The sequence below is a fragment of the Streptococcus oralis genome (assembly GCF_003942585.1).
GTDB classification, from domain to species: Bacteria; Bacillota; Bacilli; order Lactobacillales; family Streptococcaceae; genus Streptococcus; species Streptococcus oralis_BE.
This window is the reverse complement of the sequence record NZ_RJNK01000005.1, coordinates 22,814-47,124: the sequence shown is the minus strand read 5'-3', so window position 1 is coordinate 47,124 and position 24,311 is coordinate 22,814. Positions and strand designations below refer to the sequence as shown.

At 42.7% G+C, this 24,311-nt stretch carries 21 protein-coding genes and 1 other RNA gene; 4 read left to right on the top strand and 18 right to left on the bottom strand.

Going from position 1 to position 24,311, the window contains the following annotated elements:
• The first annotated feature begins 11 nt into the window (after nt 1–11).
• Nucleotides 12–2,378, top strand: a complete 2,367-nt coding sequence (gene recD2 / locus D8862_RS06990; RefSeq protein ID WP_125449604.1) for an SF1B family DNA helicase RecD2 — start codon at nt 12–14, stop codon at nt 2,376–2,378.
• A 47-nt stretch (nt 2,379–2,425) separates the two neighbouring features.
• Here recD2 and tig read toward each other — a convergent pair whose 3' ends face one another.
• The 17 genes from tig to D8862_RS06905 all read right to left on the bottom strand — a co-directional run bounded on the left by tig (nt 2,426) and on the right by D8862_RS06905 (nt 18,231).
• The gene (gene tig / locus D8862_RS06985; protein WP_125449601.1) at nt 2,426–3,709 is read right to left on the bottom strand and encodes a trigger factor; all 1,284 of its coding nucleotides are present in this window, start codon (nt 3,707–3,709) and stop codon (nt 2,426–2,428) included.
• Between the two features lie 92 nt (nt 3,710–3,801).
• Nucleotides 3,802–4,458: a DNA alkylation repair protein gene (locus tag D8862_RS06980; protein ID WP_125449599.1), complete on the bottom strand. Its 657-nt coding sequence runs from the start codon at nt 4,456–4,458 to the stop codon at nt 3,802–3,804.
• Nucleotides 4,459–5,091, bottom strand: coding sequence for a response regulator transcription factor (locus D8862_RS06975; protein WP_125449597.1), 633 nt, complete (start codon nt 5,089–5,091; stop codon nt 4,459–4,461).
• Nucleotides 5,092–5,101: 10 nt separating this feature from the next.
• Nucleotides 5,102–6,100: an envelope stress sensor histidine kinase LiaS gene (locus tag D8862_RS06970; RefSeq protein ID WP_125449595.1), complete on the bottom strand. Its 999-nt coding sequence runs from the start codon at nt 6,098–6,100 to the stop codon at nt 5,102–5,104.
• Nucleotides 6,097–6,795, bottom strand: coding sequence for a cell wall-active antibiotics response protein LiaF (gene liaF, locus D8862_RS06965; RefSeq protein ID WP_125449594.1), 699 nt, complete (start codon nt 6,793–6,795; stop codon nt 6,097–6,099). Before liaF ends, D8862_RS06970 begins: the two co-directional genes overlap by 4 nt.
• A 167-nt stretch (nt 6,796–6,962) precedes the next feature.
• On the bottom strand, nt 6,963–7,964 hold the full coding sequence (gene fni / locus D8862_RS06960) for a type 2 isopentenyl-diphosphate Delta-isomerase (protein WP_125449592.1): 1,002 nt from the start codon (nt 7,962–7,964) through the stop codon (nt 6,963–6,965).
• A complete protein-coding gene (locus D8862_RS06955; RefSeq protein WP_125449590.1) occupies nt 7,948–8,955 on the bottom strand; it encodes a phosphomevalonate kinase in 1,008 nt (335 codons plus the stop codon). Before D8862_RS06955 ends, fni begins: the two co-directional genes overlap by 17 nt.
• The gene (gene mvaD / locus D8862_RS06950) at nt 8,942–9,895 is read right to left on the bottom strand and encodes a diphosphomevalonate decarboxylase (protein ID WP_125449588.1); all 954 of its coding nucleotides are present in this window, start codon (nt 9,893–9,895) and stop codon (nt 8,942–8,944) included. The genes D8862_RS06955 and mvaD overlap by 14 nt, the downstream gene beginning before the upstream one ends.
• The gene (gene mvk / locus D8862_RS06945) at nt 9,877–10,755 is read right to left on the bottom strand and encodes a mevalonate kinase (protein ID WP_125449586.1); all 879 of its coding nucleotides are present in this window, start codon (nt 10,753–10,755) and stop codon (nt 9,877–9,879) included. Before mvk ends, mvaD begins: the two co-directional genes overlap by 19 nt.
• Nucleotides 10,756–10,876: 121 nt before the next feature.
• On the bottom strand, nt 10,877–11,896 hold the full coding sequence (gene cbpC / locus D8862_RS06940; protein ID WP_125449584.1) for a choline-binding protein CbpC: 1,020 nt from the start codon (nt 11,894–11,896) through the stop codon (nt 10,877–10,879).
• A 99-nt stretch (nt 11,897–11,995) separates the two neighbouring features.
• Nucleotides 11,996–12,685, bottom strand: coding sequence for a response regulator transcription factor (locus D8862_RS06935; RefSeq protein WP_125449582.1), 690 nt, complete (start codon nt 12,683–12,685; stop codon nt 11,996–11,998).
• Between the two features lie 11 nt (nt 12,686–12,696).
• On the bottom strand, nt 12,697–14,121 hold the full coding sequence (gndA, locus tag D8862_RS06930) for an NADP-dependent phosphogluconate dehydrogenase (protein WP_050252407.1): 1,425 nt from the start codon (nt 14,119–14,121) through the stop codon (nt 12,697–12,699).
• Nucleotides 14,122–14,196: 75 nt separating this feature from the next.
• Entirely contained in the window at nt 14,197–15,648 is a 1,452-nt protein-coding gene (mapZ, locus tag D8862_RS06925) for a cell division site-positioning protein MapZ (protein WP_125449580.1), read from the bottom strand.
• 12 nt (nt 15,649–15,660) lie between these two features.
• Nucleotides 15,661–16,818 carry a THUMP domain-containing class I SAM-dependent RNA methyltransferase gene (locus D8862_RS06920; RefSeq protein ID WP_125449578.1) on the bottom strand — a complete coding sequence of 386 codons (1,158 nt, stop codon included), beginning with the start codon at nt 16,816–16,818 and terminating at the stop codon, nt 15,661–15,663.
• An 84-nt stretch (nt 16,819–16,902) separates the two neighbouring features.
• Nucleotides 16,903–17,284, bottom strand: an RNA gene (gene rnpB, locus D8862_RS06915) — RNase P RNA component class B.
• Between the two features lie 20 nt (nt 17,285–17,304).
• Nucleotides 17,305–17,634, bottom strand: a complete 330-nt coding sequence (gpsB, locus tag D8862_RS06910; RefSeq protein ID WP_000146526.1) for a cell division regulator GpsB — start codon at nt 17,632–17,634, stop codon at nt 17,305–17,307.
• 69 nt (nt 17,635–17,703) lie between these two features.
• Entirely contained in the window at nt 17,704–18,231 is a 528-nt protein-coding gene (locus D8862_RS06905; RefSeq protein ID WP_000205312.1) for an SLOG family protein, read from the bottom strand.
• 66 nt (nt 18,232–18,297) lie between these two features.
• On the opposite strand from D8862_RS06905, the gene recU reads away from it, so the two are divergent.
• Nucleotides 18,298–18,894, top strand: a complete 597-nt coding sequence (gene recU / locus D8862_RS06900) for a Holliday junction resolvase RecU (protein WP_125449576.1) — start codon at nt 18,298–18,300, stop codon at nt 18,892–18,894.
• The gene (gene pbp1a, locus D8862_RS06895) at nt 18,891–21,053 is read left to right on the top strand and encodes a penicillin-binding protein PBP1A (protein WP_125449574.1); all 2,163 of its coding nucleotides are present in this window, start codon (nt 18,891–18,893) and stop codon (nt 21,051–21,053) included. Before recU ends, pbp1a begins: the two co-directional genes overlap by 4 nt.
• 169 nt (nt 21,054–21,222) lie before the next feature.
• On the opposite strand, the gene D8862_RS06890 is transcribed toward pbp1a, so the two are convergent.
• Nucleotides 21,223–23,205, bottom strand: coding sequence for a peptide ABC transporter substrate-binding protein (locus tag D8862_RS06890; RefSeq protein ID WP_125449572.1), 1,983 nt, complete (start codon nt 23,203–23,205; stop codon nt 21,223–21,225).
• A gap of 245 nt (nt 23,206–23,450) precedes the next feature.
• Here D8862_RS06890 and rfbD point away from each other — a divergent pair, with 245 nt between their 5' ends.
• Complete coding sequence (gene rfbD / locus D8862_RS06885; protein ID WP_125449570.1) at nt 23,451–24,305, top strand: dTDP-4-dehydrorhamnose reductase; 855 nt, start codon at nt 23,451–23,453, stop codon at nt 24,303–24,305.
• The last annotated feature ends 6 nt before the right edge of the window (nt 24,306–24,311 follow it).

Sequence of the window (24,311 nt, the reverse complement as noted above, 5' to 3'; positions counted from 1 at the left end):
AAAGGAAACCTATGGAAGTTTATTTTTCAGGCACCATTGAACGCATTATTTTTGAAAATCCCAGTAATTTTTATCGTATCCTCCTCCTAGATATCGAAGATACCAATGCGGAGGACTTTGACGATTTTGAAATCATTGTTACGGGAACTATGGCTGACGTGATTGAGGGCGAAGACTACACTTTTTGGGGGCAAATCGTTCAGCACTCCAAGTACGGAGAACAACTGCAAATCAGCCGCTATGAGCGAGCAAAACCGACTCGAAAAGGGCTTGTCAAATACTTTTCTAGCAGCCATTTCAAGGGAATTGGTCTCAAAACGGCTCAAAAAATCGTAGATAGCTATGGTGAAAATACCATAGACGAAATTCTGGAGCATCCTGAAAAACTGGAAAGCATTGCAGGACTCTCTGCCAAAAATCGTGAAGCTTTCCTCTCTACCCTCCGTCTCAACTATGGGACAGAGATGGTCTTGGCAAAACTTGCTAACTACGGCATTCCCAATAAACTAGCCTTTCAGATTCAAGACTTTTACAAGGAAGAAACTCTCGATATTGTCGAAAATTATCCCTACCAGCTGGTTGAGGATATCAAGGGCTTAGGCTTTACCATTGCTGACCAACTAGCGGAGGAACTAGGCATCGAAAGCCAAGCTCCTGAGCGCTTCCGTGCTGGCCTTGTCCACAGTCTCTTTCAAGGCTGTATGGATACGGGCGATACCTATATGGAAGCTCGAGATTTACTGGAACAGACCCTGACTCTCCTCGAGTCTTCCCGTCCCGTGGAACTCGATCCCAGCCAAGTTGCTCAGGAATTATCTCATTTGATTGAAGAAGACAAGGTTCAGCAGATTGATACCAAAATCTTTGATAACAGCCTCTTTTTCGCCGAAGAAGGTATTCGCAGTCACTTGGTTCGTATCCTTGAAAAAGGAAAACAGAAGAGGCAGGATTTAGAAATCATTCAAAAGCATATCGCTAGTGTTGAGGAAGAACTGGGTATTGAGTATGACAGCATCCAAAAGCAAGCTATCTGTGACGCTATCCAGAACAAGGTCTTTATCCTAACAGGTGGACCTGGTACAGGTAAGACGACCGTTATCAATGGGATTATCGCTGTTTATGCTCTCTTAGAGGGACTTGACCTCAGGAAAAAAAGCAACCTACCTATTCTTCTAGCAGCTCCAACTGGCCGAGCAGCCCGCCGTATGAACGAATTAACAGGTTTGCCTAGCGCTACTATACACCGCCACTTGGGAATGACAGGCGACGATGATACCAGCCATCTGGAAGATTATCTGGATGCCGACTTTATCATTGTAGATGAGTTTTCTATGGTGGATACTTGGTTAGCCAACCAACTTTTCTCCAACATCTCTTCTAACAGTAAAATTCTCATCGTGGGCGATAGCGACCAGCTACCTTCTGTTAGTCCTGGACAAGTCCTAGCTGACCTGCTCCAGATACCCCTGATTCCGCAGACTCGCTTGGAACGGATTTACCGTCAGAGCGAAGAATCAACTATCGTTACCTTGGCTAGTCAAATTCGACAAGGCGTCTTGCCAGCTGACTTTACCCAGAAAAAAGCAGACCGCTCCTACTTTGAAATCGCTAGTGGTCATATCCCAGCTACCATTGAGAAAATTCTTGGCGCTGCCCTCAGAAGTGGCATTCTGGCTCGCGATATTCAGGTGCTAGCGCCTATGTACCGAGGAACTGCTGGCATTGACGCCATCAACCAGCTCATGCAAGACCTGCTCAATCCACCACAAAAAGACCAACTCAGTTTTGAAGCTCCCCAATGCTTCTATCGCAAGGGTGACAAGGTCATTCACCTAGTCAACGATGCCGAAGTCAATGTCTTTAACGGAGACCTAGGCTACATCACAGACCTGATTCCTGGAAAATACACCGAGTCCAAACAAGACGAGATTGTCATTGATTTTGATGGCAATGAGGTCGTCTACCCACGTAACGAATGGTACAAGATTCGACTGGCCTATGCCATGAGTATCCATAAGTCTCAGGGAAGTGAGTTTCCCGTCGTCATCCTGCCTATCACCAGTGCTAGCAAGCGCATGCTGGAACGCAATCTCATCTACACAGCTATCACACGTGCCAAGAGCAAGCTTATCCTTCTTGGTGAATTACAGGCCTTTGACTATGCAGTCAAGCATATCGGGACTGCCCGCAAGACCTATCTGATTGAGCGTTTTCAGGACCTGATAGAAAAGACTGACCAAACCAACCCAGCCCCTAGCGAAACGACAAATCATGAGAATTCTCCTCTATCCTACACCCTCACTGAGGAAAACTGGTCTAGCATCCCAGCAATGATTGGGGTTACAGATGCAGACCTCAAAGAGATTTTTGGAAAATAGATCATAAGAAAGCCCACCTAATCAGGTGGGCTTTTTCTCTTTCAAGATTATTTTACTGTTGCTGTATTTGTGATCAATTCAACAGCTTTTTTGATTGCGATATCGTGTTTCAACATATCAGCTGAAAGCAAGTTTTGTACTTGTGCCACTTCCATGTTGTAAGTTGCTGCCAATTGTTCGATTTCTTTTTGGATTTCTTCTTCAGTAGCGTCAAATCCTTCAGCCTTCGCAACTGCTTCGATTACAAGGTTAGTCTTAGTACGTGACTCAGCTTCTGCTTCGTATTGTTTGTGAAGGTCTTCTTGAGTAGTTCCTGTGATTTGGAAGTACATATCAGGGTTGATCCCTTGACGTTGCAAGTTTCCAAGGAATTCGTTTACTGAACGGTGAACTTCTTCGTGGATCATTTCTTCTGGAAGTTCTACAATTTCAGCGTTTTCTACAGCTTTATCGATTGCTGCACCTTCAAGGGCATCTTTGTATGCTTCTTCTTTCGCAGCAGTCAATTCTTTGCGGTATTTTTCTTTCAATTCAGCAAGTGTTTCCACTTCTTCGTCAATGTCTTTTGCAAGTTCATCGTCAAGAGCTGGAACTTCTTTTGCTTTTACTTCGTGGATAGTTGTCACGAATTTAGCTTCTTTACCTGCAAGATCTTCTGCTTGGTAGTCTTCTGGGAATGTTACGACAACGTCAACAGTTTCGCCAGCTGAGTGTCCAACCAATTGGTCTTCGAAACCAGGGATGAATTGACCTGATCCAAGTCCAAGTGAGAAGTTTTCACCTTTTCCACCGTCAAATTCAACACCGTCGATAGAACCAACGAAGTCGATGACAACAGTGTCGCCATTTTCAGCAGCGCCTTCTTTGATAACCAATTCAGCCAAGTTGTTGCGTTCACGTTCGATACGTTCTTCAACGTCAGCATCTGTCACTTCTTTTTCTACATCTACTGATACTTCAAGGTTTTTGTAGTCGCCCAATTTTACTTCAGGTTTTGTCACGACTTCAGCTGTGATAACCCAGTCTTGACCTTTTTCCATTGAAGTCACATCGATTTTTGGTTGTGCAACGACTTCAAGACCAGCTTCTTTTACAGCTGCTTCATAAGCGTTTGGCAAAAGAGCGTTCAACACATCTTGGTAAAGTGTTTCTTCACCAAATTTTTTATCAAAGATAGGACGTGGAAGGTGACCTTTACGGAAACCAGGAACGTTAAGAGTTTTCTTTACTGAGTTAAATACACGGTCCACTTCTGGTTTGATTTGGTCTTGAGAGATTGTGAAAGTCAAGACACCACGGTTTGTTTCTTTGTTTTCAAATGATACAGACATTCTGTCATTTCTCCTTAAAATTTTTTAAATACAGTCTATTATAACATAAACGGGCGACTTTTTTCAAGTAATGAATACGCTTTTCAACGTTGCTAAAGGTACTTGCTGGCTTCATTGATACTAAGTTCAGCCATTCTTTCCTTATTTTTTTCGATGAAGCTTGCTACCCAGTCTGGATTGGTTTTGGAGTAGTCTCTTAGTGCCCAGCCGATGGCTTTATTGATAAAAAATTCTGTCTGGTTCAGATTATTTAGCAGAATTTTTTCCATTAGTTGAATATCGGTTTTCTCTTTTCTTAGGAGCTGGTGGTCAATAGCGACTCGTCTTAGCCAGATATTGTCTGATATGCTCCATTTTAAAATCACTTCTTCAAGTTCCGGATGGTCGGCTACCAAACTCCCTACTACTCGGTCTAGGATATCTACCGTGTCCCACCAAGACTTGGTCACGACTAGATGCTCAAGCTTAGGCAAATCATCCTTCGTTAGATAAGACTGCATGGCTTTCAAATAGTTGGCCGCCACATATTGGTATTCTCTAGGTTCCTTTTCCCAGCAAGTGTCTACAAAATCCCAATCGATGACCTTTGTTTTTTTCGCACTTAGAAAGTATTTTTTATAAAGGACATTTCTTTCAGGAGCTGCAATACCTAGAAAGGAAAATTGATGGCGCATATAGGCTTCCATGGGACCTGCTTTTTGAGAGTCTTTTGCTACTTCTAGCTCATCAAGTAAATCTGCAAGACTCATCTAAAAGTCCTCCTGCCCTACCAAGTGGTGCTGAAAGGCATAGACTGCAGCCTGAGTGCGATCACTGACCTCAAGCTTGGCAAGAATGTTGGACACATGGGTCTTGACCGTCTTGAGAGAGATAAAAAGCTCATCCGCGATACGTTGATTTTCATAACCCTTGGCGATGAGTTGAAGTACGTCTCGCTCACGCGCAGTCAAATCCTCATGAAGTTCGATATGATTGCGGTGGTATTCGACCTTCTTGCTGACCTCTTGCTCAATGGCTAGCTCACCCGCTGCCACCTTACGGACAGCATGGAGTAATTCATCTGCACTGGAAGTCTTGAGCATATAGCCTTTGGCACCAGCATTCAAGACTGGCATGATTTTCTCATTGTCCAAATAAGAAGTCACAATCAAAATCTTGGCTTCAGGCCATTCTTTGAGGATGGCCAAGGTAGCATCAATCCCATTCATCTCAGGCATGACAATATCCATGACAATGACATCTGGACGCAGTTCCAAGGCCAAGGCAATACCTTGAGACCCATTAGCCGCCTCGCCCACAACTTCCACATCGTCTTGGAGATCAAAATAGCTTTTCAAGCCCAATCGGACCATTTCATGGTCATCTACCAGTAAAATTTTCATCTCTACTCCTTTATAATTCCTTGTCTAGTAGGGGAATACGGATATCAATCGCCAGTCCTTGCTTTGGAGCTGTCAAGAGTTGGACCGTTCCTGCCATATCTTCAACCCGCTCCTTGATATTTCTCAGTCCATAACTCAAGTCGTCTAAGCTTCCCAACTGGAAACCAATCCCATCGTCCACTACCTTTAGCTGCAATTCAACATCTGTCTGATATAGATAGACATCTAAACAAGATGCCTGGGCATGGCGGAGGGTATTGCTGATCAACTCCTGCAATATACGGAAGATATGCTCTTCGATTTTCTTAGGCAATTTAGACACATTTTGCTTGAGACTAACCTTGAGATCGCTCTTATCCTCAAGCTCTTTTAAGAGGATTTGAATCCCTTCAACCAAACTCTTCTCTTCCAACTCAACTGGTCGCAAATGCAAGAGCAAGACCCGCAGATCTTTCTGGGCTGTCTCTAGGATGGCCGCAACACTTTGCAACTGGGTCTGCATCTTTTCTCTATCCAATTTCAACGCCTGCTGACTGACGCCTGATAAAATCATATGGGCCGCAAACAACTCCTGACTAACCGTATCGTGTAAGTCACGTGCAATCCGCTTCCGTTCTTTCTCAATGATTGCTTCTTCCTTAACTAAGGTTTGATTTTCAGCCTTTTGAACAGCTTCTGTCAAGAGGTTGAGCTTGCCAGATAAGGATTGGAAACTGGCTTCCAAGTCTGGATCTGCAAAGTGAATCAGCTCTTTCCCTGCTAGCAGTCGCTTGAGATTGACCTGCATTTTTCTGCGAGAGACTTCTTCTATCACGCGCCAAAAGAGGACAAAAAAGAAGGTCATAGAAAGGCTAAAGACCAAGACTAAGAAGATTAACTTTTCTGTTTTCTCGATATCTTGTAGCAAATAGGACAAATCCAGTTCAAAAATATCAAGCAGACTATTGGTCAAAAAGAGGATAAAGAGGAAAGAAGTCAGCCCGATTAACAGATACGATTGCTTTTTCATCCTCTGACTACCTCCACATCACCAACCATAGTAGTTAGGAAAATCTTGACGCTCTTGTTACTCTTGAGGTAGTCTCTGGTTTCCTGATGATAATGTTCATTACGAAGTGCTCGCTTGGGTTGATGGAGGAAGGTTAGATCTCCATAGAGGCAGTTGACACTGAGGCTGATTTCCACATCTACAGGTACGATAATCCTAGTCGTTCCGACCATCTTTCTAAGGATAATGACATTGTCATGATTGGTTAGGATAACTCTTTCTAAATGAATGGTGTCCTTGCCCATGAGGCGAAAGAGATTGATATCATCAAACTGGCAGGTCTGGTGACTAGAGAAATGATGGAGATTGCCAAACCAGCGATTCTTTTCATTTTTAACCGTCACCACTTCTTCAAAGACCAAATCGGTCTCCTCTCTTTCTTGGTTCATCATTGGGTAAAGAAGAGAGAGACTATAGATAACTGCCACAAAGATAGCTAAAATCACAAAGGGATTGAGCATGACGATGAAAAAGAAAAGAATGGTAGCCACAAGGAGGAGAAAGTTGTTGCCCTCTTTGCCTGCATAATAGCGTATCAGGAGAAGAAAGAGGAATAAAATCAGCAGAAAACGCGAAAAATGCTCTGATACCATCAAAATCAGAGCTCCCGTCAACAGACAGGCTTCAATAAATAAAAAGATTTGAAATTTTTTCATAGACGCATCCTCTCCCTTCTATTTTATCACAATTCAAAAAAGTCACCTCGGTCTGAGGATGGAAAAAGGAGATAGGACAGAAATCGCTCGTACAAGCTAGGTTCTTTCAGCCCACTACCGTTGGACAAAAGACTACAAAAAAGGGCGGGATTCTTGTCCCGACCTCTCTACATCTGATCTTTTGCTTCTTTGAGTTTGCCATAAAGAATATAGTCTACGTTTTGCAGATCCGCTATGGTTGCACAATTAAGGGCACACATGATCAAACGCAGATCTTCTTTCCAGCCTTGAACAATACCAATCACTTCTTCGACGGTATAGCTTTCAACCAATTCCAGAACGGTACGTGACAGTCCTACAGCCTTGGCACCAAATACCAAGCACTTAATTATATCAAGAGGATTTCGAACGCCTCCACTGACCAAGAGTTCGACCTTGTCTTTCCAGTCTTGGGCATTGAGAAGGACCTGCATAGTAGACTGACCCCATTGATTGAGGTAATCACGCTGACCACTGCGACGGTTTTCGATATAGGCAAAGCTAGTACCACCACGGCCCGACAGGTCAACCGTTCGAACACCTAGTTCATAGGCTCTCTCGATGGTCTTCACATCCATCCCAAAACCCACTTCCTTGAGAATAATAGGAACAGGGATTTGCTTGCTGTAGTCTGCCAGATGCGATTGCCAGCTTCTGAACTTTCTTTCTCCCTCGGGCATGAGTAATTCCTGCATGACATTAACATGCACTTGGAGGAGAAGAGGATTCATCGCTTCTACAGTCTGAAGTCCTGACTCGATAGGCTTGTCCAAGCCAATATTGGTTCCAAGGAGGAGATTTGGACGGCTAGATTTGACAGAAAAAGAGGCATCTGTTGGATCTTTGAGGGCTGCGCTATAAGATCCCGTCACAAACAAAATCCCACAGGCTTCTGCCGCCTGAGCCAGTTTTTGATTGATTTCTTTACCTTTTTCGCTCCCACCCGTCATGGCATTGATATAAAAAGGAAAGTCCCACTTTCGACCTGCAAATTCTGTCGAAAGATCGATTTCATCTAGGTCATAAAGCGGTAGCGAAGAGTGAATCAACTCCACCTCATCAAAGCTATTATAGGAACTTTTCTGCTCAAGGGCATAGCGGATATGCTCGTCCTTACGATTTGTCGTCATGTCCTATCCTTTCTTGGTATAAGAGCTCAATCCCCAGATCGGCCCAGCGATTTTTTAAGGTTTCAGTTGATTGCTCATCAAAACTCAAGGCAATGCCACAGTCACCACCACCAGCGCCACTACTCTTGGCAACAGCCTGCAAATCTTGACTGGCTTCTTTCAACTGTCTCAGTGAAGGTGTGTAAATATCTGGGCTCAAACCTTCTAAAAGCTGACTGGCTGTTTCCAGCTGCTCGATAATTTTTTCTGCATTCCCATGCTCCAGGGCTTCTACCAAAGCAGATACCGTTGCTTTTGAGAAAGTTAAAAAGTTCTGGCCTATGTTTTGCTTGATTTGCTGAACCATTTGACTCGATACAGCCACTTCCTTGGTCCATCCCACTAGGAAATCACATTCTAGGGTTGGTTTCACTTGTGAGATAGAAAAGCCCCAGTCACGCTCCAAAACTGTCGCCAAGCTTTCTTCTTGCAACCAAGCAGCTATCTTCTTTCGATCAAAAGACTGGTAGAGAACCAAATCTTCTGCCACAATACAGGCAAGGTCCCCCATGGAACCATTGTCGCCTCGCTTGAGCAAGACCGCGCTAGCCAGCTTGAACAAGAGTTCCTGATCAACCGTAATATCATATAGAGCCAGCAGGGCCTTGATCACCAAGACAACGACACTACCGCTAGAGCCTAGACCAAACTTTTTGCCTTCCCGTTCCATTTTTCCACGAATTTCCAAAGAAAAAGGTCTCAAGGTTTGCCCACGATCAGCGAGGAAGTCATTCACCAAAGCAATTGTTTCTTGAATCAAACTGTAGGCAGGATTTGGCGTCAAGTCCACTGCGAAATCAAACATATCTGAATAGATATGGTAGCTATCAGAAAAGGCAATCTCGGCCCTCATATAGATGGGGATGGCCTTTATCAAGGCCAACTGTCCTGGCTCTAAAATAGCATACTCACCCGCCCAGTATAGTTTTCCGCAAGTTTTAACAGCAATCATCTTGACTCAAATCCTTTGTTTTTGACACAATCAAGCGATAACGTTGACCGAAGATTTCTGATAAATGCTCCAAGTCTTCCTCTTGACAGAGGACCTTGACATTGGGACCAGCATCCATGGTAAAGTAGCAGGCTTCTCCTTGCTCACGAAGCTGGCGAACAAAATCCATCGCTTCATAAGAGGCATTCGTTAGATAAGAAAAGGATGGTGATGCTGTTTTAGTCGTAGCGTGCATGGCTAGGGCATTTTTCTCCGTTAATTCCCCAACCTTGGCAAAGTCATTCTCTTTGAGATAGACCAGCATATCCTGATAGTCCTTTTCAGACTGACGGACCCAGTCATCAAAGGTAGTAGAAGTTTCTACACAGAGTTTCATCCCATCCCGGCTAGAGATTGGTTTTTTCTTGTCCTCTAGCACCAACATGATCATAGCTAGTTTCAAGTCTGTCTCTACAGGGTAAATTTCCCCACTATCCTTGTCCCAGGCACCCAGTGGTCCATAAAAACTACGAGAGGAAGAACCTGAAGCAAACTTAGCCTCCTGTGCTAACTGGCTTCTATCCAATCCAAGTTTGAAATAGGCATTGCAAGCCTTAACTAAGGCGGACAAACCGCTAGAACTTGAGGACAGGCCCGCTGCGGTAGGCATGTTGTTTTGGGTATCGATACGGACAAAGCCCTCACCTTCTGGACGGTAACGGTTGATAATCTTACTCATCTTAGCATGCTCCGCCTCATTTTGGAGCTGACCATTGATATAAAAAGCATCAGCTTTCGCATGGGCTGGAAGAGGTGACAAGGTCGTCTCTGTATACATATTTTCCAAAGTCAAAGAAATACTGCTAGTAGCCGGAACCATCTCTTTTTCTTTTTTCTTTCCCCAGTATTTGATAATGGCAATATTTGCGTAGGAACATACTGTTACAGGCTTTCGATCCATGTCTGAACAGCTCCTTTCTCTTCTAATCGTTTTGCTAGTTCTTGTGCTTGATCTAGAGTAGCTGCCAAGGCTATGATACAGCCTCCTAGCCCACCACCACTCATCTTGGCACCCAAAGCTCCCTGACTCAGAGCCGTTTCAACGAGGGAATCAGACTCAGGGCTACTAACACCAATTTCTTTTAGATGTAAATGTGCCTGACTGAAGATTTGTCCCAGTTTTTCAGCATCTTTTTGTCTAATCGCATCTTCTGCCTGCTGGGTCAATTCTCCCAAGGCATGCAAAAACGGAAGAGCATCCTTCCCCTTGCTTTGAACCACTTGGATGGCTTCGCGTGTATGACCGTAAACGCCTGTATCTGCAATGACCAGATAGGCTGATAAGTCCATGTTTAATTCTGTAAAGCCGACATTCTTGATAAAACAAATCGGTCGATTACTGAGACAGGTCTTGGCATCCAAACCACTCGGATTCATATGGGCAATCATCTCAGCCCGATTGACCAAGATTTCCAATACATGATGAGGCAGTTCGGCTTGATAATAGTCAAAAACAGCTCGAATGGCTGCTATGCTGATAGCTGCTGACGAACCCATCCCCCGTTTTTCAGGAATAGCTGAGTCAATCCGACAACGAATGCAAGCATCCTTGATATTTAGATGCTCAAGCGAAGCATACACCGCCATAGACAAGGTATCCTCCTCGTAAAGACGCCATGGACTTTCAGCAGGGACCACCTTACAAGTCACCTCCACCTCTATAAGAGGCAGGGAAATGGCTGGATAACCATAAACGACAGCGTGCTCTCCTATTAAAATAATCTTACTATGTGCCTGACCGACACCTACTTTTTTTGTCATTTTTTCCTTTTGCTAGACGATAAGACCGTCTTATTTTTCACACAAGTATTTATTCTTTCCCATCTATTTTATTATATTTTCACAAAAAAAGCGATTGTTTCCTTCACAATCGCCTCTTTCATTATTGGACCCATTCGCCATTATAGTTGACGTAGTAGCCATCCACTCTTGTACTAACTGCTAAAGCACCTGAGCTATAAGCGTAGTACCATTTGCCATTGACTTGGAACCAACCTGTCTTCATATCTCCATTACTTGCATGTAGGTAGTACCAAGTCGAACCATCTTTCACCCAACCGGTATCCATGGCTCCTGATGAACGGAGATAGTACCACTTGTTACCAACATAAGCCCAGCCTGTCTTCATATCTCCATTTTGAGTATCTAGATAATACCAAGTTGAACCATCTTGATACCAGCCAGTTTCCATAGCTCCTGATGAACGGAGGTAGTACCACTTATTACCTAGATATTGCCAACCAGTTTGCATAATACCAGTTTCTGGGTCTAGGTAGTACCATGGAGCAGGTTTGCTTCTATCAATGCCAAAAGTAACATGGAAATCTTGAGTCCAACCCTTAGCAACTTCACCAATTGGTAGTGGATTGTAAGAATCATCGCCAGAAATTCCTAGCTTATTTAAATAATACCAATTGCCGTCTTCATAAGTCCAACCTGTCTTTACAGCATAATTATTATCAAAATAATAAGTTCTCTTTTCAGCAGATGGAGTATATTGTTCACCGTATACTTTTCCTGTATTTTCAGACGTTTTTGCCTCTAGTACTTGTTTATCTGTTTGTTCTAGCAAAGCTCCATCTGAGCTAAAGTAATACCATTTTTGTTGGAGTCCAATTTCATTAATTGGTTGGTTATCTAATAAATTATCACGATAACCTGTTCCAGGAATTTCTAAGTATTGCCATCCAACTACCATTTCTCCTTTATCACCAAAATAGTAAGTTTTACCGTCTATTTTATGCCAATAGATTGCTTTATGATCATCTTTTATATAATATTTTCTATTATCCTTATCAACAAACTGTCCACCTGTGGTATCCGCCAATACGGTACTTGTCGCTAGCAAACCAAAGAAAAAGACTGCTAGAGCAACTTGAAACATTTTTTTCAAAAATTTCATTAGATTTTTCCTCCATCACTGATTGTAGCAAAGACCTGACTGTATGTCAATATATAGAAACTTCTCAAAAAAAGCAGTTACACAACTGCAACTGCTTTCCTATTCTTGCATGGTGTAACCAACACCACGCACGGTTTTAATGTAGCTTTTTTGACCTTTTACATCAAGCTTGCTACGTAGATAACGGATATAAACATCCACGATATTGGTCTCTGTCGCACTTTCGTACTTCCAAACACTTTCCAACAACTGCTCACGAGTCAAGACTTTCTTGCTTCCCATGAGAGTGGCCAAAAGGTCATACTCACGACGCGTCAGAGCAATCATCTCCTCGCCACGATAAACGGTATGATGTTCTACATCCATACGTAGGTTGCGGTAAGACGTTGGGACCTTCATTTGACTACAGTGTTGGTCGATAAAGTCCCGACCTCGGAAAATCGCTGAAATACGAGCTACCAGATTATCAATAATCACTGGCTTATAGATGTAAGAAACGGCGAAGCGCTGGATTGTCTCAATCTGGTCTTGCAATTCTTCGCGATGGTCCAAGACCATGATCACTGAGGCTGGTTTTGTCCGACTCAGCCTCTCTGCAAAATCCTGGGCCGTCATATCCCCCAGATGAGCATTCAGTAAAATCAAGTCATAGTCCGTCTGGAGAGCCATGGAGAGAGCTTTTTGCCCCTCCTCTACCTGATCAACACGGTATTGCTCTTTTTGGAGTTCCAGACTGAGAAAATGAGCTAGATTTCGTTCTTTCTCAAGTAATAAAATCCGTTTCCCCATGGCAGACCTACTTATTTTTCGTCATACCAAGAGTAGTGGAAGATACCTTCTTTGTCTTTACGTTGGTAAGTGTGAGCACCGAAGTAGTCACGTTGTGCTTGGATCAAGTTAGCAGGAAGGTCTGCTGAACGATAGCTATCAAAGTAAGTAATAGCTGCTGAGAAAGTTGGTACTGGTACACCAGCTTGAACAGCAAGAGCTACGATATCACGTACTGCTTGTTGGTACTTAGCGGTTACATCCAAGAAGTATTCATCCAAGAGAAGGTTAGCAAGGTCTGCATCACGGTTGTAAGCATCTGTAATTTTTTGCAAGAAACGTGAACGGATGATACAGCCATCACGCCAGATAGAGGCGATGTCCGCAAATGGCAAGTTCCAGTTGTTTTCTTTAGAAGCCACACGCAATTGAGCAAATCCTTGTGCGTATGAAATGATTTTTGAGAAGTAAAGAGCTTGACGGATCTTTTCGATCAACTCTGCCTTGTCTCCTTCAAACTTGAAAGCAGCTGGTTTTGGAAGAACCTTGCTAGCATGCACACGTTCTTCTTTGTATGTAGAGATGTAGCGGGCAAATACGGATTCAGTGATGAGTGACAATGGCACACCAAGGTCAAGTGATGATTGACTCGTCCATTTACCAGTCCCCTTGTTACCTGCAGCATCGAGGATATAGTCTACGATTGGTCCATCCTGACCTTCATCGTCTTTACGGCTCAAGATATCAGCTGTGATTTCGATCAAGTAGCTGTCCAATTCGCCCTTGTTCCACTCAGTAAAGATTTCAGCCATATCTTCTGCAGAAAGACCTAGCAAGTGTTGCATGAGGTCGTAACTTTCTGCGATCAATTGCATGTCACCATACTCGATACCGTTGTGGACCATTTTCACATAGTGACCAGCTCCATCAGGACCGATGTAAGTCACACATGGTTTGCCATCTTCAGGTGCTTTGGCTGAGATTTCTTCAAGAACATCAGCAACCAATTCATAGGCTTCTTTTTGTCCACCAGGCATGATAGAAGGACCTTCAAGGGCACCTTTTTCACCACCAGAAACCCCTGTACCGATAAAGTTGATACCAGAGTTTGCCAATTCTTCATTACGACGGATGGTATCTTTGTAGAAAGTGTTTCCTCCGTCAATCAAGATGTCACCCTTGTCAAGGTGTGGAAGAAGGGCTTGGATAGTTGCATCTGTACCAGGTCCAGCTTGAACCATCAGCATGATACGACGAGGTTTTTCGATTGAGTTTACAAAGCTTTCAACGTCATAGCTTGGCACAAAGTTCTTTTCAGGATGGCAAGCAATGACATCTTCTGTTTTTTCTTTACTACGGTTGTAAATGGCAACTGTATAGCCACGAGATTCGATATTTAGGGCAAGGTTACGACCCATTACGGCCATACCAACAACACCAAAGTTTGCTTTTGTCATGTGACACTCCTCTTGTTTAATATGTTTTATTTTATCATTTTTACCTATGAAAGGAAAGAATTTTGTAACGGACTCCTAGTAATCCAAGTCATCCGCGTGACCAGCTCCATTACCAACAAAGTATCCAGTCTTACAGTTGAGGGTGAAGAGATAGGTTCCATCTGGTTTGTAGAGGTTATAATAACCATTTCCGTTTACGATATTGACCCGTTCTAGGATATATTGATTGCCAGTGATATAGCCACGAGCACGTGATGTTGCTAGGATTTGTTCCAAAACACCATCAGCAAAATTCCAAGCAGGGTTGTTGCTATCCTCTACAGCTGATTGGTTGTAGGGTACACGACTAGCACTTCTTTGAAGATTGACACCATCACTAGACAAACCTCCACTTTCTGGTCTGCTGGCAGGCGCTGAACTTGATGAAGCAGACGAACTGCTCGTACTGCTATCAGTCGTTGTACTTGAACTTTCTTGACTACTGCTACTTGAACTTGAACTAGAGGCGCTTGTTTGCTGGCTCTTACCAAGGCTAATGGCCTTATCTAACAGTTTATCTAGCTCTGTATTCCCTGTTTTAATTTCTGTAAATTTAGCATCTGCCTTGACCTTAGCATTGGTATCCAAGACACCATCAGTAATTGCTGGAGTTTCAAACTGATTATTCACTTCTTGCACAGCCTTGATTTGAGTTTCTAAACTATCATACTTAGACTTGGCAAGGGTATACTCTCGACTGCCTTCGAGTTTATCTAGTTGAGCCTTGAGTTGCTTCAACTTGTCAAACTGACTATTTTTCAAGGCTGTTTTATTAACATCCGTATAAAAGGCATCGTAGAGAGTATTAAACTCTTGTAGAGCCGCTTGTGTTTCTTGATTACTAGAAGATGATTGAGAAGACTGGATAGCTTGGTTAGAGCGAGTTACTTGGCGATAGATGATATAGTAACTACCTGCCAAGATAAGGGCTGCAGCCAAGGCTGAACCGATAACAAACACGCGCTTCTTTTTAGAATTAGAAGTTGTTTCTGATTCTCCCTGAGCTGATCGTGAAAGTAGAGCTGTCTCTTCCTCTTCTTTCTCATCAGTAATCTCTGCCGGCTCTTGCTTTTCCAACACGAGCGGTTCCAAGTCTTGATTTTCCTCTCCCAAAGGAGGCAAAATCACATCCGAGCTTGTAGTTTCCGCTGAATCTGACACCGTTTCTTCTGAAACTGTATCGGGTTCCTCCATGATTGACGCCGACTCTTCAGTGATCTCTGGAACTTCCTGTGTCAATTCTTCTTGAGCCTGAGCTTCCTGCAGTTCTTCTTTTTTAAATTGACGTGTTTCAAACTTGTCCGCCTCGATTTCCTCGCGGTGCTGTTTGATGTATTTATCCAAGATATTGTCCTCAGGCAATACTCCAGCTTCAACTTCTTCATTTTTACGGATGACTTGACCAACTGTCAAATCTTTCGCCTCGTCAAAATCAAATTTGGATTCTTGATGCTCTTTTTTATGGCGATTGTGTCTTTTTTTACTCATCTGTCTTCCTTTCTACTTTACCTCTTGGCGCTTCACACGCTGACCAAAGTATTGATACAAATCCACTTTTAAGGTTCCGTTATAAAGTTTGCGCTTTTTATCCGCTGGACTTCCGTATTTGCTTTCAAAAGCTTCATCACTCGTCAGGATAAACTTACTCCAGGTTTTCAGTGGTGCAAAGACCTGTCCCATTTCAGCATAGAGCTTGGTAACTCCTGCATCATCCGACAAACGTTCACCATATGGTGGATTGGAAATGATGACACCATTTATCTTGTCTGAACGCAAATCCTGTACCCGCATTTGCTTAAAAGTGATATCACCTGCCACGCCTGCTGCTTGAGCATTGGCCTTAGCAATCTCAACCATCCGAGCATCAATATCACAGCCCATAATATCCAATTCTATCTCACGATCGATTTTCTTAGCCGCCTCTGTGCGAACTTCTTGGATTAACCGATCGCTAACCCAGTTCCATTCCTCAAAAGCAAAGGAACGGCGGAGGCCAGGAGCCATCTTTCTAGCCATCATAGCCGCCTCGATACAGAAAGTTCCTGAACCACAGGTCGGATCAATCAAGGGCTTGTCTGGATACCAGTTTGAGAGTTGTAGAATGGCTGCTGCCATGTTTTCCTTGATAGGCGCTCCACCCTTTTCCGTACGATAACCACGCTTAAAGAGGCTAGAACCTGTCGTGTCAATCATGACAGTCGCCACATCTTTAAGGATGGACACCTCTATCCTAAACTCAGGACCAGTTTCCATCAAGGGAACCCCTTCTGGACGGGCATAGTGCTTTTGCAGTTTCTTCACAACCGCCTTCTTGGAAATAGCCTGAACACTAGGCTCATTGTGCAGTTTAGACTTAACGCATTTAGCCTTTGAAATCGGGAAGCGCGCCCCGAGCGGGAGATAGTTTTCCCAATCTAGGGCAAAAACTCCTTGAAACAGTTCCTCAAAGGTCTTAGCTGGAAAGCTTCCAACTACAATCTTGATGCGGTCAGCTGCTCGAAGCCAAAGATTGGTCTCAATAATTGCCTTCACATCTCCTTGAAAACGGACACGGCCGTTTTCAACCTGACAATCATAGCCTAACTCTCGCATCTCACGTCCAACGACAGCCTCGAGCCCCGCTGCAGCAGTTGCGATTAAATTAAATTCTTTTTTCATTTTACAGTCTTGTAAGACCTTTCTTTTGTACACTTTAAAAAATGAGGTTGAGAAAGATTTCTCAGCCCCAACCTATATGCAATTTTCTATAAGCCATGTTTTGTTCCAGAAGTGACTAGGACCACTTCCTTCGATAATCATCTGTCTACCGCTGTCTGCATTAAACTGATAGCGGTCAGAGTGCTGCGTTCGTTTCCACGCACTCCATGCCCCGACCGAAATTTGGGTTGCTAGCTTGAGGGGTTTACCGCGTTCCACTCTCTCCGTTTCCAGAAAGACTCCGTCACTGTGGCACTTTCAAGCCTACTCTGACTTATCCGAAGACTTAGCCATTTCGACTGCCGTAACGATCTCTCGTCCCTAGGCTTATGGTTTCGCCTAGCACAAACACTACAGGCATCACAGCCTGTGCTAGCATGGACTTTCCTCATGAAAAGGGATTCTCTTCACGCGATTATCCAAAAATTGCATCTAATAGACACCTGATTATAACTCAGAATTGTCTACAATTTGCTTACCGAATACTTCTTTTTCAAGTCGATTCAATCGTTTCAAAATATCAAAATTTGTCATTGGAGTAGAACTTGTTACTTCGATAGAACTTTGTTGAGTAGAACTTGCCTGTGGCTTGTTAGACAATTCCTCCTTCAAATCAGCAATCTCTTGACGAAGAGATTTGACCAAAGCTGCGTAAGTCTCATAATCCTTGATCACATCATCTAGGAACTCGTCTACCTCTGCCTTACTATATCCGCGAACTTCACGTCCAAACTCTTGTTCAAAAATATCTTTTGCTGAAAAAATAATACTTGCCATTTCTCTCTCCATTCTTGATTGCTATTCTTATTATATAAAAAAAGACAAACAAAAATCAAGGTCAAAGCCTCACTTTTCGGAAAAATTTTCCACTATTTCGTTCAGATCCTCAAATGTTAATCTTTTTGTAACATAGCCTTCTTGATTTTTCATCATCTGGTAAAAATACTGTAACTTGGTTTCGTTTTCTTCGTCATAAAAGAGATAGCATCCATCCGTATTTTCCAGCAGAAATTTCTGATAATCGCGTAATTGTCCCTTGTGCTCATATTGTGGATAGGCATATTTGACAAAGTCAACCTGCTTGAACTCACTGAGTTTGATTTGATTGGCCTCATTCCAGTTACTACCATGGGTTTCAAAGGCAAAAATCGTTGCCAACTGAAAGCCATAGTCTGCTTTCATATCCTGTGCCACTTCCAGCACCCAGTACTCAAAGCCCAGAGTCCCTGTAAAAACAAGCCAGGTCACCCCTTCTTCTGCTAGACGTTCTAGGTCTCTGTGAATGGCTGTTTTGATAATATCAACGCGAATATCCTTGTCATTAAAGAGACCAAGGTCGAAGGCTGAATAGCCTAAAATCAAGGCTGTTGTCATTTTTAACCCTTTCTTTGTAAATTTATGATATAATAGAGTGATGTTATTGTACCAATAAGGAGAATTATGGTCAACTATCCACATAAACTTTCATCACAGAAGAGACAAGCACCCCCGTCACAAACTAAAAATTTCGCAAATCGGGGAATGTCTTTTGAAAAGATGATCAACGCTACGAACGACTACTATTTGTCGCATGGGTTGGCTGTTATCCACAAGAAACCGACTCCCATCCAAATCGTACGTGTCGACTATCCCCAAAGAAGTCGAGCCAAGATCGTTGAAGCCTACTTTAGACAAGCCTCAACTACTGACTATTCAGGAGTTTATGATGGATACTACATCGACTTTGAAGCAAAGGAAACCAGGCAAAAACATGCGATTCCGATGAAGAATTTCCATCTTCACCAGATCCAGCATATGGAACAAGTTCTTGCCCAGCAAGGAATCTGCTTTGTCCTCCTTCACTTTTCTTCTCAGCAAGAAACCTACTTATTGCCGGCCATTGATTTGATTCGTTTCTATCATCAAGATATGGGACAAAAGTCAATGCCACTTGGATATATTCGAGAAAATGGATATAGGATCGAGCCTGGTGCCTTTCCACAGATTCCCTATCTCGACGTTATCAAAGAACATTTACTAGGTGGTAAAATAAGATGAACAAACAAACTTTCCTGCGAATAGTTAAGTATGTCAGTATCTGCCTCTTAACTGTATTTATCGCAGCTATTATGCTAGGTGGAGGCCTCTTTCTCTACTATGTAAGCAAGGCTCCAGCCCTATCCGAAAGTAAGCTAGTCGCTACAACGTCTAGTAAGATCTATGACAGCAAAAATGAACTGATCGCTGATCTGGGTTCTGAGCGCCGTGTCAATGCACAGGCTAATGAAATCCCTACGGAGCTAGTCAATGCAATTGTCTCTATTGAAGATCATCGTTTCTTTAGTCACCGAGGAGTAGATACGATTCGTATCCTAGGCGCTTCCTTACGAAACCTTCGTGGTGGGGGCGGTCTTCAAGGTGGTTCTACCTTGACACAGCAGTTGATTAAATTAACCTACTTCTCAACGTCAACATCTGACCAGACACTTTCACGTAAGGCTCAGGAAGCTTGGCTAGCCGTTCAGCTAGAACAAAAGGCGACCAAACAAGAAATCCTAACTTACTACATCAACAAGGTCTATATGTCCAACGGAAATTACGGGATGCAAACGGCAGCCCAAAACTACTATGGTAAAGACCTCAAAGATTTAAGTCTACCTCAATTGGCTCTCCTAGCCGGAATGCCCCAGGCGCCAAATCAGTACGACCCCTACTCTCATCCAGAAGCGGCACAAGAACGCCGAGATCTGGTTCTCTCCGAGATGAAGGGACAAGGTTACATTACAGCCGAACAATACGAAAAAGCCATTAACACTCCTATTACAGACGGACTTCAAAGTTTAAAATCTGCCAATAGCTATCCTCCGTATATGGACAATTATCTCAAAGAGGTAATCGACCAAGTCGAACAGGAAACTGGTTACAACCTTTTGACAACAGGGATGGAAGTTTATACCAATGTTGATCCAGCCGTTCAACAGCGTCTCTGGGATATCTACAATACCGACGAATACGTTAATTATCCAGATGATGAGTTGCAAGTAGCTTCTACCATCGTTGATGTCACAAATGGAAAGGTGATTGCCCAGTTAGGCGCACGCCATCAATCTAGCAATGTTTCCTTCGGTATGAACCAAGCTGTCGAAACAAACCGCGACTGGGGTTCAACCATGAAACCAATCACAGATTACGCGCCAGCCTTGGAGTACGATATCTATGACTCAACTGCTTCGGTTGTTCACGACGTACCTTATAACTATCCTGGCACCAACACACCTGTCTACAACTGGGATAAGAGTTACTTTGGAAACATCACGTTGCAGTATGCTCTTCAACAATCACGGAACGTTACAGCTGTAGAAACCTTGAATAAAGTCGGTTTGGATAGAGCCAAGACCTTCCTAAATAGACTCGGTATTGACTACCCAGATATGCACTATGCCAACGCGATTTCAAGTAACACAACCGAATCTAACAAAAAGTATGGGGCAAGCAGTGAAAAAATGGCCGCAGCCTATGCTGCCTTTGCCAATGGCGGTATTTACCATAAGCCAATGTACATCAACAAAATCATCTTTAGTGATGGTAGTTCAAAAGAGTTTTCTGATTCAGGAACACGCGCTATGAAAGAAACAACCGCCTATATGATGACAGAAATGATGAAAACTGTCCTAACCTACGGGACAGGACGTGGAGCCTACCTTTCATGGCTACCACAAGCTGGTAAGACTGGAACATCAAACTATACAGATGATGAAATCGAGAAATACATTAAAAACTCTGGTTATGTAGCTCCAGACGAAATGTTTGTCGGCTATACTCGTAAATACTCGATGGCTGTCTGGACCGGTTACTCTAACCGACTTACTCCTATCGTTGGTGATGGCTTCTATGTTGCTGCTAAGGTCTACCGTTCGATGATGACCTACCTCTCAACAGATGACCATCCAGGGGATTGGACCATGCCTGAAGGCCTTTACAGAAGCGGAGAATTTGTCTTTAAGAATGGAGCACGCAATACGTGGACCCCTTCATCATCTACACAACAAAGTTCGACATCTGAAAGTTCTAGCTCAACATCTGAGAGTTCGACTTCTCAGTCAAGTTCAACTACTCCAAACACGAGTAATAGTGCAAGTAACAACCCTAACAACAATAATACGCAACAATCAAATATCATCCCTGGTCAACAAAATCCCCAACCAGTACAACCATAATTACAAGAAAACTCCTGAGATTATACTGATCTCAGGAGTTTTTGCTTGTCTGATACACTATTCTATCTATCTGCTACTCAGACTTGAGTAAAAGAAAAAGATTGAAGAAAATTGTCCAAAATGGACCTTTTCTTCAATCTGGAACTGACTTATCGTTAGCTCTTTTGCATTATTTCACATGTTTTGCGAGATCTTCTTGAGCCTTTTTATTCGACTCTTCTTTTTCTTTCAACCATTTTTCTTGGGCTTTTTGGTATTCTTCTGTTGTCACGGCCTTATCTTGTAGATCTAGGTATTTATACAAGAGGGCTTCGCTCGTACCCTTGTTACCTGAGTAAGCAAACGGAAGAGTAAATGGCACCATCTTAGACAACATTGGACGACCAGTTTTAGAAGTTGTTGGGATGAGCAAGGCACTGTCGGTCAACCAAGCTTGGGCAGCAGCATATTTTTCATAACGTTTTGAAACATCAGAAACTTCTTTTCCTGCTTCGACAACCATTTTCTCGTAATCTTCCAAACCAACTTGCTTAGCTGCCGCGTTGTTGGTTCCAGAGTCAAATCCTAGGTAAGTCTTCGTATTTTCTCCGACAGATGGCTTGATGATATCAAGGTAGGTAGATGGATCCGCAAAGTCTGGAGACCAACCAACGTTATCTGAGATATCCCAATCTTCACCAGCAGCAGTCTCGGCAAAGTAGGTGATGTTCAATACATCATCTTTTTGAAGTTGTTGGATATCCACAACTACATTATCTGTTCCCAAAGTTGCTTCAAGTGACTGTTTCAAAGATTGCACACGTTGAACTTTCGTCGTGTTTGTTTGGTCTACAGGCATATCCAAGTGGATTGGGAATTTCACACCTTCTGCTTGAAGAGCTGTCTTAGCCTTGGCGAATTCTGCTTTGGATTTTTCTGGATTATAAAGTCCATCTTGGGCATCATCCAAGTTCACGTTGCTCCACTCGTCACCGTATGTCACCAATTTTTCTTTGACCAACTCACCAAAGTTTTTGCCATCTGCTTGAACAAATGTAGGTGGAACAAACAAGTTACGAAGCAGTTTAGTCGCACCGCTTGCACCGTTTACTTGAGAGGCATAGGCAGTTCTATCAAAACCAAAAGCAAGAGCTTGACGGAAATCTTTGTTTAGAAGAGCTTTCTTGGTTGATGTTTTTTCTTCATCCGTTGTCTTAGAAGTATACTTATAAGACTGGCGATCAATATTCGTACCTACTAAATAAGTAGTCGAATCCTGTTGGGTATAAACGATGTTATCTTTAAATGATTTCTCAATCTCTGGGTAGCTAGCGCTTGTTGGGAAGAGACGTGCCATAGTAAAGCTTCCATCCTTGAAGGCTTCAGCTGGTTTGTTGGTATCTTGACCATCCCAGAATGATAATTTAACCTTATCGATATGGACATTGTCCTTATCCCAGTAGTTAGGATTTTTCGCAAATTCAACAGAAGATTTGGCTACAATCGATTTGAGCAAGAATGGCCCATTGTATAGGATGCTACTTGGATCTGTTCCTTTAGCGAAATCATCCCCTTTAGAATTCAAAAACTCTTCGTTAACTGGAGCCATTACCCCCATTGTTGTCTTAGAATTCCAGAAGCTTTCTGGTTTGTTCAAAGTGTACTGAACTGTATAATCATCAAGGGCCTTGATTCCTACTTGAGAGAAGTCTGTAATTTCTCCTTTCACATAGGCGTCCAATCCTTTGATTGATTCTTGAACTAAATAAAGACCATCAGATTTTTTATCAGCAGCATATTTAAGTCCTGTTACAAAGTCTTGAGCTTTGACTGTCGCGTATTCTTCACCTTCAGAAGTATACCATTTTGCATCCTTACGGATAGTATAAGTGTAAGTCAATCCATCCTTGGATACAGACCAATCCTCAGCCATAGACGGCACAAAGTTCCCGTAGCGATCATTTTCTAGCAAACCATCAACCACGTTACTAGTAATATCTGCTGTAGCTGCTTTATTGGTTGTCAAATAGTTTAGGTTATCAGGATCCGTCTCATAAATGTATGAGAATGTCTTCTCACCTTTAGCGCTCGAACCTGATCCAGAACATGCAGCTAAAGTCGTCGCCGCCAATAATGTCACGCCCGCAAGGGCAAATAGTTTTGAACTTTTCATCATTTTCTCCTTTAAAACTTTCTCTCCATTATAGACTCTTTTCAGAAAGATGTCAACAGAATTTTCAGAATTTTTGTGTTAATTTGGTATATTCTGAAAAATAGTTTCAAGGATATTCTAAAGTAATAATTATTCGTCTCTCTTGGGCTTTACTAACAAAGTTTATACCGAAAAAAGTTTCACTAAAAACCAATTTTTCTATATTTTTGCTATAATTAAGTATAAGAACAATCAAGGAGAAAGATATGATCTTAATTACAGGTGCAAATGGTCAACTCGGTACAGAACTACGTTATCTGCTAGATGAAAGAAATGTGGACTATGTTGCGGTGGATATGGCCGAAATGGATATCACTAATTCTGAAATGGTTGAAAAAGTATTTGCTGAGGTTAAGCCAACTTTAGTCTATCATTGCGCAGCCTATACTGCTGTTGATGCAGCTGAAGATGAAGGAAAAGAACTGGATTTTGCCATAAACGTAACTGGAACTGAAAATGTTGCTAAGGCCTCTGAGAAATACGGAGCTACTCTGGTCTATATCTCAACAGACTACGTCTTTGATGGAAAGAAACCCGTCGGACAAGAATGGGAAGTTGATGACCTACCTGATCCGCAGACAGAGTACGGACGTACCAAGCGAATGGGTGAAGAGCTTGTTGAAAACCTTACGTCACAGCATTACATTATCCGCACTGCTTGGGTCTTTGGAAATTATGGAAAAAACTTTGTTTTTACCATGCAAAATCTAGCCAAAACCCATAAAACTCTTACTGTAGTCAACGACCAACACGGTCGCCCAACTTGGACACGTACCTTGGCCGAATTTATGACCTACTTGACTGAAAATCAAAAAGAATATGGCTACTACCACTTATCAAATGATGCAGCTGAGGATACCACTTGGTATGACTTTGCTGTTGAAATTCTTAAGGACAGTGATATTGAAGTAGTACCAGTAGACTCCAGCAAGTTTCCTGCCAAGGCTAAACGCCCCCTCAACTCAACTATGAGCTTGGCAAAAGCAAAGGCGACAGGTTTCGTCATTCCAACCTGGCAAGATGCCCTTAAAGAGTTTTATAAACAAGAAGTAAGAAAATAAAAGATT